The organism is Shewanella denitrificans OS217 (assembly GCF_000013765.1).
GTDB lineage: Bacteria > Pseudomonadota > Gammaproteobacteria > Enterobacterales > Shewanellaceae > Shewanella > Shewanella denitrificans.
The window spans coordinates 2,858,424-2,874,889 of the sequence record NC_007954.1; the positions used below are offsets into that span (position 1 = coordinate 2,858,424).

Consider the following 16,466-nt stretch of genomic DNA (forward strand, 5'->3'; position numbering starts at 1 on the left):
TTTAAATCAACTAACTGCCACCTTATTGCCTTTCATTCTACCCCTGTGGTTATATCCCTGTCCGAGTAATTCTATGACGTAAAAATCATAATGATATTACCGTATAACAATATATAGATTTTTCTGGGAGTTATGAAATGCAAACTAATTCAATATTAGCCAAAGCGGTTCGCTTTGCGCTAATTGGTGGTGCTGCAACTGCGGCATTATCAGCCTCTGTCGCCACAGCTGCCGATGACCAAGCTAAAGTAGAACGTATCGAAGTGACAGGTTCACGTATCAAGCGTACCGATATGGAAGGTTCATCTCCAGTCACCACTATCGATGCATCGGCTATCGAAAAAACCGGTGAGCTCAGCATGGCGGACGTACTGCGTCGCAGCAACCTAAACACCTTCGGTTCGACCTCTGAAAACTCTGGCAGTGCCCAGCAGTCACAAGCAACAATTAACTTACGTGGCGCAGGTTCTGATCGTACTTTAGTCTTATTAAACGGTAAGCGTATGCCAGGTTCACCGACACTTGGTGGTACCGCGGTTAACTTAAACACTATCCCTACTGCTGCTATCGAGCGCATCGAAGTACTTACCGATGGTGCATCTGCCGTTTATGGCTCTGATGCGGTAGCAGGTGTGGTTAACATCATCACTAAGAAAAACTTTGATGGTGTTGAAGTGTCTACTACTGCGACCGACCCGGTGCAAGGTGGTGGTGAAGAGTGGAAGACTCACATCGTTGGCGGTTTGACTGGTGATAAAGGCAGCATGACCTTCTCGTTCGAGCATTTAAACCGTGAAATCATTTACCAGCGCGATCGTTGGTTCACGAGTTCATCTAATGTTTTAGCGCCTAAGTTTGATGATGCTACTGGTGTTTCAAAATATGCCCGTAATTTCTTAGACGGAAAAACGGGCCAATTTAGCCCTATGGCGGCTTGTAATAACCCTAAGATGGTTGGCGCTGGTCATGTGTATGATGCTGGGGGTGGAGACCGTGTATGTGGCTATGACTACACTTCAGAAGCCGCCGATCATGCTTCTCGCACCTATACAGCGGGCTACGTAAACTCTGAATATGAATTGTCAGATGAAGTGGTATTCCAAGGTCAAGGCCTATTCTCACGTAATGAGACCTTTGGTCGCTACGCGCCGGCAGCAGGCTGGTTTAATGTGGCAGCAAATCAACTAGACATTCAAAACTTTGATGCTGCAGGTAACTTAACCGGCGTCTCTAAAAACCCAAATGCGGGCAAGGCATACTACCGTTTCACCGATGTCGGCACTCGTGACGGAAACACGACTGATTACAGCACTGATATTCAGCTAGCACTCGTCGGTTCTCACGATGATTTTGGCTGGGATGTGACCTATCACTACAACCTTGCTGAAAACACTAACTCAGGTACTGGTTATGTGCACCGTCCAACGGTTGAACAATATGTAAAGGACGGTATATTCAACTTTGGACCAGAGGGTAACTCACAATCAGTTATTGCAGACATAGCTCACAACACACTTAAACAAGATATTATGAAGTTCCAGAGTATCAACGCAGGCTTAAACTTCGAATATTTAGAGCTTCCAGCTGGTGCTGTATCTTGGTACTTAGGCACCGAAGCTTCACAGTATAAGTATGACGCCAAGGTTGACGCGCAAACTGCAGCCGGTGACGTTATTGGCTCCTCTGGCAATGGCTCACAAGGCGATCGCGATGTGTATGCGGTATTTGCTGAATCTATCGTGCCAGTAAGCGAAGATGTAGAACTTAACTTTGCTTACCGTTATGACAAATACTCTGACTTCGGTTCTGCTACTACGCCAAAGGTAGCCATCAGATATCAAGCTCTTGAAGATGTTGTTGTTCGTGCCTCTTGGGGACAAGGCTTTCGCGCTCCATCACTGTCTGACTTGCTAGCAGCCGATGCTCTGAGTGCTGATATGGCAACTGATTACTCATACTGTGATGTGTTGGGTACTGCAGTTGCTGACTGTAAAGCAAAGCAGTATGACGTTACACGCCAAGCTAACTCAGAGTTAGAGCCTGAAACATCAGATTTTTATAACTTAGGTGTTATTTGGGATATCACAGATAACCTAAGCACTAAGGTTGAGTATTACAACCTAAGTATCGATAACGTCATCACCTTCGTGTCTTTAGACTCTTTATTAAAAGAAGAGCAAAAAGTCGGTTACGGCAACTTAAGCCGTGGTGAAATTAAACGTGTTAATAATAACCCTAACGGCAAACTATTATCGGCTACTACACCTAAGGCCAATGGCACAGGTTTCGATACGACAGGTATAGATTTCAACATCACCTACAGTGGATTTGAAACTGCAATTGGTGAGTTTGGCACCAGCTATGACTTAACGTATGTGCTGTCATATGACGATGAAGAATATTTTGACGGTCCTGTAAACGACAAGATTGGTCGTAACGGCAAGCCAGAAATACGCTTTACTTGGGTGTTAGACTGGAGCTATGGCGATCACTCAGCGTCATTGTTAACTCAGTATATTGACGGCCAAAGTGAAAAAACGAACCCAACTGACTTCTCACAAGTTGGCAATTTATCGTCACAAACGACCTTCGATGTTAGCTATGGCTACCATACATCTTGGGATGGTAAATTTGGCTTAGGTATTCGTAACTTAACTAATCAAGATCCTGTGCTTGATTCTGACTTAGAATATGATTCATCACTGTATAACCTTTATGGCCGTACATTTACCGCGACTTACACACAGAAATTCTAATATTTTTTTATGTAATGTTCTCCCACAAACAGCCCTTTTATAGGGCTGTTTTTTTTATGCCTTAATGACATATCCTTTGGCTTCTCTTATTGCAACAACACCTTCCCTTCAATCATTAGATCAAGCTTAAATCCACCAGCAATTCATGCAATCGTCTAGGTTGTAACAGCAAAGCTGTTAACTCGCGTTCAATTTAGCGATCTTTGCCGCATTTTTAGCGTTCCCCTTTATGAGTCACTCACATCACTATGCTAACATTCTCAGGTAAATTGGTCTTACCAATAAGCGCAGGGCAATGTTTAGCCACCAAGGCTCCTATTCGCCTATGCAAACTAATGAATAGTCCCTAAAACAACAAGTACCAGGATGGTCGAGGTTTGATTAATGGAAAACACCATCATTATCATAATGATGGCATTACATCTTCTTCTCGGAGAATGAGAAACAATGTCAGATACCATCAGTAATTCAGAAAATGTGACTGCAACCCCAAGTTACAATGAACTTCATCGACCCGCCCGTGAGTTTGTCAGCCGCAAGGATTATTTAGAGCACGAGCTAAAAATCATGCAACCACGGCGCTGGGGCATAAACCTTCCTGGGCGTGATTTTCGCTTCGAGTGGGAAGATCTAGTCCCCGCTATTGCTGGCACCATAGGGATCACTGTGATGTACTCGGCCGTGATGGCCGCATGGGCGGCGGGCCTTAGCGAGAAATGGCAACATGTTAACTTAGGCGCCGAATTCGCCATTCAAATTGTCCGAGTGGAAATGCTCATTCCAGCACTGCTGTTTTGCATTATTAGCTCAGGCTTTATTAACCCTAGGGCTAACTTAGGTGGCAACCATGGCCCTATGATCCCGCTTATTGGCACCATAGCCCTTGCGGGGGCTCATCCATTAGCACTGGCCATATTAATAGGTATATTCGGGCTTATCCTTAGCTATTTTAAAGGGGGATCTAAACTTGTTAATCTCACCAGCAGTGGGGTCGCCGGCGGTTTATTGGTCTTTCTGGGCTTTATGGGGGCCAAGAGTCAAATAAGCTCTTTGTTTGATTGGGCCGGTGGTTTGCAAACTAAACACAGCCTAGATTACTCCTTAGGGTACGTGGCCTTTGCCATCTTGCTAGTGAATGTCATTCTCTATGCGGCGCTGGCCAAATACGGTAAACGCTGGCTTGCTATCCCACTTTGCTCTGTCACAGCTATCGCATTAGCATTTGCGCTTGGCGCCGGGCTTGATTTGCAATTCACCACGGCGCCAGGGATCCCAAATCTCAATCCTGTCTATTGGTGGGGCTCAACCGAGCAAGGTTGGATGCTAGGCTTACCCAATGCCGCCCACTTTATTGCCTCTCTGCCCTTTGCCATTTTAGCCGTGGCCATGTGGTCACCGGACTTCTTGGGGCACCGTATTTTCCAAGAGCTTAACTACCCCAAAGGGGCTGAGAAAGTGCTGATGGATGTTGATGATACTATGACGACTTGTTCAATCAGACAAATCGTCGGCACCGCTGTTGGCGGCGGTAATGTTACCTCTTCCTGGGGGACCTATATGATCCCAGCAGCCATCGCTAAGCGCCCTATCCCCGCGGGCGCCATACTCTTAGGTGGCTTATGCATTATCGTTGCCATCATAGGCTACCCTATGGATGTCACAGTGTGGCGCCCTGTCATGTCAATCGCGCTCCTGGTTGGGGTATTTCTGCCATTACTTGAAGCTGGGCTGCAAATGGTGAAAGACACCACCAGCAGCCAAGCCGCCGGTATTTGTATATTTGCCGCCTTCGTTGCCAACCCCGTGCTCGCTTGGGCTTTGACTATGCTTTTGGATAACAATGGCTTAATCGGCGATAAGGAAAGACCTAAAAGCCTTTCTTTTGCCGATCGCATAGTGTTCCCTGGACTTGCTTTTATCACTTGCCTTGCAGCCATGCTGGCGGTTGGCATGATAGAAGGTATTCCAGCGTTGCTATAAATCAATATTACTTTGGAAAAGCAGTGAAACTTTTTGGGTTTCGCTGCTTTTTTATTTAGCGCAAATTTTTCCTCGTTTACACTGTGTTTTTACGCTGCTTTATTTACGCTTTTTCACCATTTTGCTAGCCAGTTAACAGTTTCAAGGTTTAGTCGGCTATCGCTAAACGTTTCCTCGTGTCAGCCTTCTCTAGTTATGCTAATATTTTTTCATGGTTAATTGGTCTTACCAATAAAGATTAACTTTAAGAGTAGCCGCACTCACCTGCCTAGTGACACGCCCTAGGCAACAGTATTCTAAAACTTTACGGTTTGCCTCATGTTCAGTTTCAGTCCATTGAAATGACTAGGCATCCGCTGTAAATCAACCAGAGGGTTAGCAGATGACAGACAACACCACAGTATTCGCCAAGGCATGGGAAGGTTTTAGTGCCGGCAATTGGAAGACTCAAGTCAATGTCCGCGACTTCATACAGCAAAACTACACTCCCTATGAAGGCAATGATGAATTTTTAGCCGATGCTACCGAGGCCACCACCCAGTTATGGGACCAGGTCATGGAAGGCATTAAGCTTGAAAATTCAACCCATGCTCCGGTGGATTTTGATACCGATAAGGTATCCACCATTACCTCCCATGCTGCGGGCTACATTAATCAAGATTTAGAGACCATAGTCGGCTTGCAAACCGAAGCGCCACTTAAACGTGCCATGCTACCTAATGGCGGCATTCGCATGGTTGAAAGCTCATGCAAAGCCTATGGCCGTGAGCTCAATACTGATATCAACTATATCTATTCCGAACTTCGCAAAACCCACAATCAGGGAGTATTCGATGTCTACACCCCTGAAATCATGGCCTGTCGGAAATCCGGGGTATTAACCGGTCTACCCGATGCTTATGGCCGTGGTCGTATTATTGGTGATTACCGCCGTATCGCGCTTTACGGTATCGACTACTTGATGCAAGACAAGCTCGGCCAATTCACCTCCTTACAAGCACAGTTTGAAGCAGGTGAAGACTTATCTGCAGTGATTCAATTAAGGGAAGAAATCTCTGAGCAGTACCGTGCGCTTGCACAAATGAAGCAGATGGCAAGCACTTACGGTTTCGATATTTCAGTGCCAGCGGTAACCGCGCAACAGGCCATTCAGTGGACCTATTTCGGTTATTTAGCTGCGGTTAAGAGCCAAAATGGTGCTGCCATGTCATTAGGGCGCACCTCAAGTTTCCTCGATATTTTCATCGAGCGCGATCTTAAAAACGGCATCATTACAGAGCAACAAGCTCAAGAAATGCTTGATCATTTCGTGATGAAACTGCGTATGGTGCGCTTCTTACGCACCCCTGAATACGATGAGCTATTCTCTGGCGATCCAATTTGGGCAACCGAATCAATCGGCGGCATGGGACTTGATGGCCGAACCCTTGTGACCAAATCAAGCTTTCGTTTCCTGCATAGCTTGTACAACATGGGCCCAAGCCCTGAGCCAAACATCACCGTACTTTGGTCGAAAAAACTGCCACAGGCTTTCAAAAACTATTGCGCTAAGGTGTCGATTGACACTAGCTCAATTCAATATGAAAACGATGATCTCATGCGTCCTGATTTCGACTCAGATGATTATGCTATCGCCTGCTGTGTAAGCCCTATGATAGTGGGTAAACATATGCAATTTTTCGGCGCGCGAGCAAACTTAGCCAAGACCATGCTATATGCCATTAACGGCGGCGTGGATGAAAAACTTAACATTCAAGTGGCGCCAAAAACGGCACCTATCTCAACAGATGTGCTCGATTTCGATGATGTGATGACCCGCTTAGACAACTTAATGGAGTGGTTAGCCACTCAATATGTCACAGCACTGAACTCAATCCACTACATGCACGATAAATACGCTTATGAAGCGGCATTAATGGCACTTCACGACAGGGATGTGCGCCGCACCATGGCATGCGGTATCGCAGGTTTGTCCATCGCAGCTGACTCCTTATCGGCTATAAAATATGCCCAAGTGAAGCCCATTCGTGATGAGAACGGCATCGCCATCGATTTTGATATTCAAGGGGATTATCCAAAATTTGGTAATAACGATGCCAGAGTCGATGACATAGCGTGTGACTTAGTTGAACGTTTTATGGCGAAAATTCGTGATAAGAAAATGTATCGCAATGCCATACCAACCCAGTCAATTTTAACCATCACCTCAAACGTCGTTTATGGTAAAAAAACCGGCAATACGCCAGATGGTCGCCGCTCAGGCGCGCCTTTTGCCCCAGGGGCGAACCCTATGCATGGCCGAGATGAGAATGGAGCCATTGCCTCACTAACATCGGTTGCAAAACTGCCTTTTGCTCACGCTCAAGATGGTATTTCTTATACCTTCTCAATCGTACCCAATGCCTTAGGAAAAGATGATGCTGGCCGCAGTGTCAACTTAGCCGCCTTGATGGATGGCTACTTTAGCAGTGGCCCCAGTCGTGAAGGTGGGCAACACTTAAACGTCAATGTGATGAACCGAGAAATGCTAGTCGATGCTATTGCTCATCCTGACAAGTACCCTCAGCTTACCATTCGCGTGTCTGGCTATGCGGTGAGGTTTAATTCATTAACCACAGAGCAGCAACAAGATGTAGTCACTCGAACCTTCACCCAAGGCTTGTAGAAACTGTTAAAATGAGCTGCACTTTTCATTAAGTGCGGCTTTTCATTGAGTGCAGCGCTTTGTTTTAATCTGTGGGAACACCTTCAATATGACATTAGGTCGAATACATTCAACCGAGTCCTTTGGCACAGTCGATGGGCCAGGCATACGCTTTATTGCCTTTATGCAAGGTTGCCTGATGCGCTGCCAATATTGTCACAATCGCGACAGCTGGGATCTGGACGGTGGAACCCGAGTCTCCGTGGCTGAACTTATGGCCAAAATCATCGACTACAAGCCATTTTTAGACGCCAGTAACGGCGGTGTTACCGCAAGCGGCGGCGAAGCCATACTGCAAGCTGAATTTGTGGCTGAATTATTTAAAGCCTGTAAAGACAATCACATCCATACTTGCTTAGACACCAATGGTTTTGTGCGTAAATACATCCCAATCATCGACGAATTGCTGGATAACACAGACTTAGTGCTGCTGGATATCAAGCAAATGTTTGATGATAAACACATAGCGCTAACTAAGGTAAGTAACCAGCGCACCTTAGAGTTTGCTCAATATTTAGCTAAACGCGGCCAAAAAACCTGGATCCGCTACGTGGTTATCGATGGTTTTACCGCCGATGAAGCCTCAGCCATCGCATTGGCTGACTTTATCAAGCCCATGACGAATGTTGAAAAAGTAGAGTTACTGCCTTACCACCAGCTAGGTGCCCATAAATGGCAAGCATTTGGGGAAAGCTACAGCTTATCCCATGTCAGTCCGCCAAGTAAGGAGACCATGGAAAGGATCTGCGGTGTCTTTAACGCGCGAGGAATTAATGCCAGTTATTAGTCAGTATCAAGTCATGACTTAGGTAAATTTAGCCTCAGTTAAGCATAAGCTGATTTATAATTGTTCCCAGTAATGACTATCTAAGCGTTCAAACGCCAATTTCAGGATTTGAGCCATGTCCAGATAACAGGCTTTAGCGCCCAAGGGTTTACAGGCAATGCCCATGGCGATGAGTTTATCACTCAGTTGATTGCCCCAATCGAATAAGCTTAATGGCAGTGGATGACGAGCACGCCAACCTAGCCAGAGTAAACCCTGAATAGGTAAACTAATGATAAACAGTAGCATAGCGATGGCTTGAGGCAGGAAATCCCAACCAAGAAGGTAGACTTGGGAACATGCAATTAAAACAGCAAGTAACGGCAAGATGTTCAGTGCTAATTGTGTGGCTTTTACCACACGGTATTCGGGGAAGTAAAACCCCAATTGTTTGACCAGGGGCCAAGTTTTCATGTAACGGCGACCATCGCCTAACAGCTTAAGGGAAGAAAGACTCAATCAAGGTCACCCTAGTTGCGAACCATAGCATTACAATAGCATAGCTCTAGGAATAGCCCCAAATGCTCAAGCTAAGGCAAGAGGGACAAGGACAGGTTTGTGGAGCAATGAATAAGAATTCTTTTATAAATTAATCAATGATTTTCAATTTTAAACTATCTATTTCAGAAGGCGTAAATATGTCAGATAAATTAGTACTCGTGCTTAATTGCGGCAGCTCATCATTAAAATTTGCTGTCATCGATGCCCTAACTGGTGACGACCATATCTCAGGCCTTGCTGAGTGTTTTGGCTTAGAAGACTCGCGGATTAAATGGAAGTTTAACGGTGAAAAATCAGAGGCAAGACTCGGCGCCTTTACTGCACACAGAGAAGCGGTGGAGTTTATCGTTAATAAAATCCTCGCGGCTCAGCCTGAGCTTGCAGCAAAAATCCATGCCATCGGTCATCGTATCGTCCATGGCGGTGAGAAATTTACCCGCTCGGTTATTATCAATGATGACGTTATCCAAGGCATCGAAGATTGCGCGTCACTGGCGCCGCTGCATAACCCTGCTCACTTGATTGGTATTCGCGCCGCCATGGCCTCCTTCCCGACACTGCCTCAAGTGGCCGTGTTCGATACCGCATTTCATCAAAGCATGCCAGAAAAAGCCTATGTGTACGCCCTGCCATACAAGCTTTATCGCGAGCATGGTATTCGCCGTTATGGCATGCATGGCACCAGTCACTTATACGTTAGCCGTGAAGCCGCCAAAATAATGGGTAAAGACATTAGTGACACCAATGTTATCTGCGCCCACTTAGGCAATGGCGCCTCAGTCACTGCCATCAAAGGCGGCAAGAGCGTAGACACGTCTATGGGCTTAACCCCACTTGAGGGTTTAGTCATGGGCACTCGCTGCGGCGATCTTGACCCATCTATCATCTATCATCTTGTTAAACAACTTGGCTACACCTTAGATGAAGTCAATAACTTGCTCAATAAACAAAGTGGCTTGTTGGGGATTTCAGAGCTCACCAACGATTGCCGCGGTATTGAACAAGGCTATCAAGATGGCCACAAAGGCGCCACCTTAGCGCTGGAAATCTTCTGCTACCGTTTAGCCAAGTACATTGCCGCTTATACTGTGCCATTGGGCCGTTTAGATGCGGTGATTTTTACCGGTGGGATTGGTGAGAATTCAGATCTTATTCGTGAAAAAGTGCTTAATTTATTGGGTATTTTTAATTTCAGCGTCGATAGTGAATTAAACAAAGCCGCCCGTTTTGGCAAGCAAGGCATAATCAGTAAAACGGGCAGTCCTTTGGCCATAGTGATCCCCACCAATGAAGAATGGGTTATCGCAGAAGATGCCATGAAATTAGTCACGGCATAAATATTTGGCTGGTAAACATCATCTGTGATCCATTGACGCAAACGGTCAATTTTAACAGTCAAAATTAAGCAATAGAGGTTTTCATGTCACGTAATATTATGCTGATCCCAACAGGCACAGGAGTGGGTTTAACCTCCTTAAGCTTAGGTATGGTTCGCGCCTTGGAACGTAAAGGGGTTAAGGTACAGTTCTTTAAGCCCATAGCCCAAATACGCACTGGCGATAAAGGTCCCGAACGCTCAACCACCATTTTGAGCCAATCCCCCTCGGTGAATCCCCTTGAACCTTTCTCCATGCATCATGCTGAAAATTTAATTCGCGCCGAGCAAACCGATGTATTGATGGAGCAAATTATTGCAAGGGCCGCAGAGTGTGCCAGTAACACGGAAATCATAGTCATTGAAGGGCTAGTGCCGACGCGCTCACACCCTTTTTCTGATGATATTAACTATGAAATTGCCAAAGCCCTGGATGCCGATGTGGTGTTTATCGCAACCCCAGGCAATGATACGGCCAACGGCCTAATGAATCGCTTGGAGATTGCCTATAACTCATGGGGGGGTAATAAGAATAAGCGCTTAATTGGCGCCATCATCAACAAGATAGGGGCGCCAGTAGATGAAGAAGGCCGTGCCAGACCCGATTTATCAGAAGTCTTTGATCATCAAGGAGTGAAGCATTCCGATACAGCCGGTATGTTTCAGCTACCAGGTAAGAGCCCACTGCGTATTTTAGGTAGCGTGCCATACAACCTAGATCTGGTGTCGCCACGGGCCTCAGATCTGGCTAAGCATTTAAATGCCCGCATCATCAATGCCGGTGAAATGGACACACGCCGTATGCGTAAAGTCACCTTCTGTGCCCGAAGTATCCCCAATATGGTGACTCACATTAAAACCAACTCCTTACTGGTGACCTCTGGGGATCGCTCCGATGTGATAGTGTCTGCCTGCCTTGCAGCTATGAATGGTGTCAAAGTCGGTGCTTTATTGCTCACTGGAGGCTATCAGCCCGAGCCCGAAATCATGAAGTTATGCGAGCAAGCCTTTGAAACTGGCCTGCCAGTGTTTCTTATCGATACCAACACTTGGCAAACTTCATTAAACATTCAGCGTTTTGATCATGAAGTCCCAGTGGATGACGCCGTTCGCATCGAGAAAGTGCAGGAGTTTGTCGCCAGCCACATAGATCAAAATTGGATAGAAAGTGTCACCCAAGATTCGCCTCGTGAGCACAGACTGTCACCGCCAGCCTTCCGCTACAAGCTGACAGAACTTGCCAGAGCCGCGAAAAAGACCATAGTACTGCCTGAAGGTGAAGAACCTAGAACCATCAAGGCCGCCTCTATTTGCGCCGAACGCGGCATTGCCAAATGTGTGCTCTTGGGTAACAAAGAAGAAATTGAGCGTTTAGCCTCATTGCAGGATTTAATCTTAGGTGATGGGATAGAGATAATCGATCCCATAAACGTTCGAGATAACTACGTGGCACCTATGCTGCAACTGCGTAAAGGCAAAGGGCTAACTGAGGTGGTCGCCAAGGAGCAATTAGAAGACAATATGGTGCTCGGCACCATGATGCTAGCGCAAGATGAAGTTGACGGTATCGTCTCTGGCGCCATCAATACCACTGCAAACACTATTCGCCCACCACTGCAGTTAATTAAAACGGCGCCAGGTTCGAGCTTAGTGTCTTCCATCTTCTTTATGTTGATGCCAGATCAAGTTTTGGTTTACGGTGATTGTGCCATTAATCCCGATCCCAATGCCGAGCAACTTGCCGATATCGCCATACAATCGGCAGAATCCGCCAAAGCCTTCGGTATTGAGCCTAGAGTTGCCATGATAAGTTATTCAACGGGTAATTCAGGCACAGGCTCAGATGTGGATAAAGTCCGTGAAGCCACCCGGATTGCAAAAGAGAAACGCCCAGATTTAATTATCGATGGCCCACTGCAATATGATGCCGCCGTGATGCCAAATGTGGCGCGGTCTAAAGCACCAGACAGCCCCGTAGCAGGTAAAGCCACGGTATTTGTATTCCCAGACTTGAATACAGGCAATACCACCTATAAAGCGGTGCAACGTAGTGCAGATTTAATTAGCATAGGCCCTATGCTTCAGGGCATGCGAAAACCTGTGAATGACTTATCACGGGGCGCATTAGTGGATGACATTGTCTACACTATCGCCTTAACAGCCATTCAAGCGGCGCAAAATGAAGCTAAATTAGTCTTGGACGTCAAGCCATTATCTAAAAATTAACCTAAACATAGCCCTAGAGTTGCTCATTTTTACCGGAAAAATACACTTTAAAAATATTTCTGATGACATCAAAAAGCACTGCATTGCAGTGCTTTTTTTAAATGCTGAGATGATGCTTCTATTAGGACAAGGAATACAGTTTACTGATTAAAAATGGGTAGATAAATTGTGCGGAAACTTGGGGTGGTAAAAATTAACCAAAAAATAAATCAAAGAGATAACATCAACTTAGATAAGTTGTTATTAGTATTCAACACACTTGTCCACAGATTCTGTGGATAACATTAGCCATTCAGAGCCAAGGCTTAAGGTGTCTACCTTGCCTTCATCCATGTATGTCATTAATTGTATCTTAAGTCAATCTACAAATGATCGATTTAATACTTAAGTGCAAACATTATATGCAAAAGAGCTCGTATTTCGTGGGCATAACTTGCTATAGCCTGTGGAAATCTGGATACTAACACAGTGACACCATTGGCTTAGGTCAATTTAGCCCGTAACAACTGCAAAAAAACCTTGAGGTTGAACGGAACCCAATCCCAATCTGCTCATTTAAATAAGAACATATCTATGTACAGAATTATCATCATATTGTTTTTTTTGCTGCAAGCTTGCGAGCAAGTCGAAGAGGTTCAACTCTCCCCAGAAGCCGTCTCACTGGGTTTTTTCACCGCCATTTACGTTGACCGTGACGTGCAAAAAGCCAAACAATACGTAGATGCCGATCTGCAAGAATTACTAGAACATTATTATATTGCGGCCTCTGTGCAACGTCATGTATTAGGCCTGTCGATGACGGACGTCACCATGTCCATCGATGAAATAGATATCGACTTTTTTCGAAAATTTACCGATGACGTTACTGTAATCATAAAAATGGTCGGACTAAAAGGCGGGAAACATTGGATTGACGACAGGACCATTAGACTGCATAAACGCGGTAAATCGTGGATTATCGTGGATATTTTGCCGGAAAAAGGCAAAACGCAAGGTTAGGAATAAGCCTAAATTACACTAATAAAAAAGCAGCTTAATTAAGCTGCTTTTTTATTTTATTGAGCTAATGCTCGTTCACTCTGCTTATTCTTCATTTGCTGGTAAAGACGCTAACACATCATCTTTCACTTGGTAATAAGCGCTTTCGTATTCATGAACTTCCATATTAACTCCATAGTCAGTGTTATGTAGGGCACAGGAGCTGTCTTTACTTTGTTCTCTGCGGAACTGACATACTCCAAAAAATGTTCAATCGGTTAACTCGCGGCGATTATAACAAGCTTAAGGTTGAGACCCCAGCCAAGTTACACAAAACTTTCAGAACAGTAAGTTCTGTAGGCAAAAATATAACAAATAAGCGGTTTTGGGCAAAATAAACTGAAAGTCAGACAAAAACAACCTCAAAAACAGGCCCTTCTTAAGCCTATTTACTCACATAAAAGCAACATCTCATTTATTAGTACTTGACGAAGTTATTTTTTTGTTCAATATATAAACTATAACAATCCCCTGAATTGGATACACTTCAAATTGGGATGAGGTGATTACTTAGACAGTTAAGTATGCGTAGGGCCAAATTGGGTGATTGATTTACAAGCTGTAAATTTCTATACAGCAATTGTCGAGCTTAGTGTTTCACGCTAAAAAAGGATAATTATAATGATATTGAATCACTTAATGGGACTCTACACTCATCCAAAAGAAGAGTGGCATACAATTGAAAAAAATCACGAAGCGGTTAAAAGTAGCTTAAGCCATGTACTGCTTATCGCACTTATTCCCGCAATATGCGCTTATATCGCCACGGTATACATAGGTTGGAATCCTGGTGTCGGTGAACTATTATTTCTGACCAGTCAAAGTGCCATGTTCATGTCAGTCGGCATGTATTTTGGCCTCTTAGGCGGCGTGTTTGCCTTAGCTTACCTTGCTTACTGGATGGCCCATACTTTCGATGCTAACCCCACTTACACACAAGCACTTGAGCTCGCAGCCTACACGGCGACACCGCTGTTTATGGTTGGGTTTGCCGCTTTATATCCGGTGCTCTGGTTTATCATGCTTATTGGTTTAGTTGGCGTTTCTTACTCTGTGTATCTGCTCTATGCAGGGGTGCCAATCATCATGAATATTCCAGAAGAGAAGGGCTTTATTTACGCAAGTTCTGTGGTTACCGCAGGCCTTGTTCTGCTTGTTGCCTTGATGGGCTCGAGTGTGATCCTATGGAGCCTAGGCTTTGGTCCTATGCTGCAATAAAACAATTATCTGGCCCAAGTAAGAAACTAGACGTTAAAAAAATCTCAACAAAAAAGGCGCCTAGGGCGCCTTTTCTTTTTACACTGACAGTCTCTCTACGCGAAAGAATCCCGTAGCGGCACAGTCAAGTTAAACACTAAACGATCCGAACTTGAATCCTTACTGTCGGCGCAGAAGTAACCTTCCCGTTCGAACTGATAGGCTTGTTCAGCTTTAGCATGCTTAAGGTTAGCTTCAGCAACCCCATGAAGCACCACTAATGAGTTAGGATTAAGCACTTCATCCACAGTCTCAAACACGGCTGGATTTGTCTCAGTAAATAACCTGTCATACAAACGAAACTCTGCCGCAACAGCTGTGCTGGCTTCAACCCAATGGATAACGCCTTTCACTTTACGACCATCTGCAGGATTTTTGCCCAAGGTGTCGGCATCATACGTACAGTAGATGGTGGTCACATTGCCTTGCTCATCTTTATCACAACGTTCGGCTTTAATCACATAAGCATTACGAAGACGTACTTCTTTGCCCATGACTAAACGTTTAAACTGCTTATTGGCTTCTTCTTTAAAGTCTTCTGCATCAATAAAGAGTTCACGGCCAAAGGCTAATTGACGAGTACCCATGTCTTCTTTATTTGGATGTACAGCAGCGTTAATGATTTCAGGCGTCGCGTTGGGGTAGTTCTCAATGATGACCTTAATCGGTCTGAGTACAGCCATAGCACGCGGCGCATATTCATTTAATTCTTCACGAATACAGGCATCTAACATACCCACTTCGACTAAGTTATCTTGCTTGGTCACGCCTATGCGCAAACAAAATTCACGGATCGAGGCCGCGGTATAACCACGGCGGCGAAGGCCTGCGATGGTTGGCATACGTGGATCGTCCCAACCTGTCACTAACTTACGTGTGACTAAATCGTTAAGTTTACGCTTAGACATCAAGGTATATTCAAGATTTAAACGAGAAAACTCGTACTGGCGGGTACGGTTAGGTGCTTGGAAGTCGTTTAAATTGTCTAATACCCAATCGTAGAGTCTGCGGTTGTCTTGGAATTCCAAGGTGCAGATTGAATGAGTGATGTTTTCAATTGCATCAGAAATACAATGAGTAAAGTCGTACATAGGATAAATACACCACTTATCACCAGTTTGATGATGGTGAGCAAAGCGAATACGATAAATAATCGGATCGCGCATGCACATAAAAGGTGATGCCATATCGATTTTAGCGCGCAGGGCGCACTCACCTTCTTTAAACTCGCCCTTACGCATTTTTTCAAATAAGGCTAAGTTTTCAGCGGCCGGAGTGTCACGGTAAGGACTATTCTTGCCCGGCTCTTTAAGCGTGCCACGATATTCACGGGTCTGTTCGCCGTTTAAGAAACACACGTAAGCTAGGCCTTTTTCAATCAACTCCACCGCATAGGCGTGCAGTTGATCGAAATAGTTTGATGAGTAACGAACATCACCACTCCATTGGAAACCAAGCCAAGACACATCCTGCTGGATAGAATTCACATAATCTATGTCTTCTTTCTCAGGGTTAGTATCATCAAAACGTAAATTACATTGACCTTGATAATCTTTAGCAATGCCGAAGTTCAAACAAATAGACTTAGCATGGCCTATATGCAAATAACCATTAGGCTCTGGCGGAAAACGAGTCTGGACTTGAGTGTGCTTACCACTTTCTAGGTCTTCGTCTATGATATTACGAATGAAGTTACTTGGACGTACTTCGCTGTCCATATGGCTCATGGAATTCCTCTTAGCTTAAGATGGCAAAATTTTTAAGATACAGATGATCCTACAGATCAACTAGAGTTACAACTGA

The 16,466-nt window shown here is 44.9% G+C and carries 10 protein-coding genes; 8 read left to right on the forward strand and 2 right to left on the reverse strand.

Annotation, left to right across the window (positions count from 1 at the left end; translation table 11 throughout):
- Positions 1–137: 137 nt before the first annotated feature.
- The 4 genes from SDEN_RS12480 to pflA all read left to right on the forward strand — a co-directional run bounded on the left by SDEN_RS12480 (position 138) and on the right by pflA (position 8,227).
- Positions 138–2,756 (forward strand): TonB-dependent receptor plug domain-containing protein, encoded by a 2,619-nt coding sequence (locus tag SDEN_RS12480; protein ID WP_011496835.1) that lies wholly within the window; start codon positions 138–140, stop codon positions 2,754–2,756.
- Positions 2,757–3,203: 447 nt separating this feature from the next.
- Positions 3,204–4,736, forward strand: coding sequence for a DUF3360 family protein (locus tag SDEN_RS12485; protein WP_011496836.1), 1,533 nt, complete (start codon positions 3,204–3,206; stop codon positions 4,734–4,736).
- Between the two features lie 382 nt (positions 4,737–5,118).
- Complete coding sequence (pflB, locus tag SDEN_RS12490) at positions 5,119–7,401, forward strand: formate C-acetyltransferase (protein ID WP_011496837.1); 2,283 nt, start codon at positions 5,119–5,121, stop codon at positions 7,399–7,401.
- Positions 7,402–7,489: 88 nt separating this feature from the next.
- On the forward strand, positions 7,490–8,227 hold the full coding sequence (gene pflA / locus SDEN_RS12495; RefSeq protein WP_011496838.1) for a pyruvate formate lyase 1-activating protein: 738 nt from the start codon (positions 7,490–7,492) through the stop codon (positions 8,225–8,227).
- Positions 8,228–8,281: 54 nt separating this feature from the next.
- Here pflA and yfbV read toward each other — a convergent pair whose 3' ends face one another.
- Complete coding sequence (yfbV, locus tag SDEN_RS12500) at positions 8,282–8,725, reverse strand: terminus macrodomain insulation protein YfbV (protein WP_011496839.1); 444 nt, start codon at positions 8,723–8,725, stop codon at positions 8,282–8,284.
- Between the two features lie 179 nt (positions 8,726–8,904).
- Here yfbV and ackA point away from each other — a divergent pair, with 179 nt between their 5' ends.
- From ackA to SDEN_RS12520, 4 genes are all read left to right on the forward strand, one after another.
- Positions 8,905–10,104: an acetate kinase gene (gene ackA, locus SDEN_RS12505; protein ID WP_041405799.1), complete on the forward strand. Its 1,200-nt coding sequence runs from the start codon at positions 8,905–8,907 to the stop codon at positions 10,102–10,104.
- 83 nt (positions 10,105–10,187) lie between these two features.
- Positions 10,188–12,368: a phosphate acetyltransferase gene (gene pta, locus SDEN_RS12510; RefSeq protein ID WP_011496841.1), complete on the forward strand. Its 2,181-nt coding sequence runs from the start codon at positions 10,188–10,190 to the stop codon at positions 12,366–12,368.
- Positions 12,369–12,941: 573 nt separating this feature from the next.
- The gene (locus SDEN_RS12515) at positions 12,942–13,367 is read left to right on the forward strand and encodes a hypothetical protein (RefSeq protein WP_011496842.1); all 426 of its coding nucleotides are present in this window, start codon (positions 12,942–12,944) and stop codon (positions 13,365–13,367) included.
- 660 nt (positions 13,368–14,027) lie between these two features.
- Positions 14,028–14,624, forward strand: a complete 597-nt coding sequence (locus SDEN_RS12520) for a Yip1 family protein (protein ID WP_011496843.1) — start codon at positions 14,028–14,030, stop codon at positions 14,622–14,624.
- A 95-nt stretch (positions 14,625–14,719) separates the two neighbouring features.
- Here the strand turns inward: SDEN_RS12520 and glnS are convergent, their stop codons facing one another.
- Positions 14,720–16,390, reverse strand: a complete 1,671-nt coding sequence (glnS, locus tag SDEN_RS12525; protein ID WP_011496844.1) for a glutamine--tRNA ligase — start codon at positions 16,388–16,390, stop codon at positions 14,720–14,722.
- Positions 16,391–16,466 lie beyond the last annotated feature (76 nt).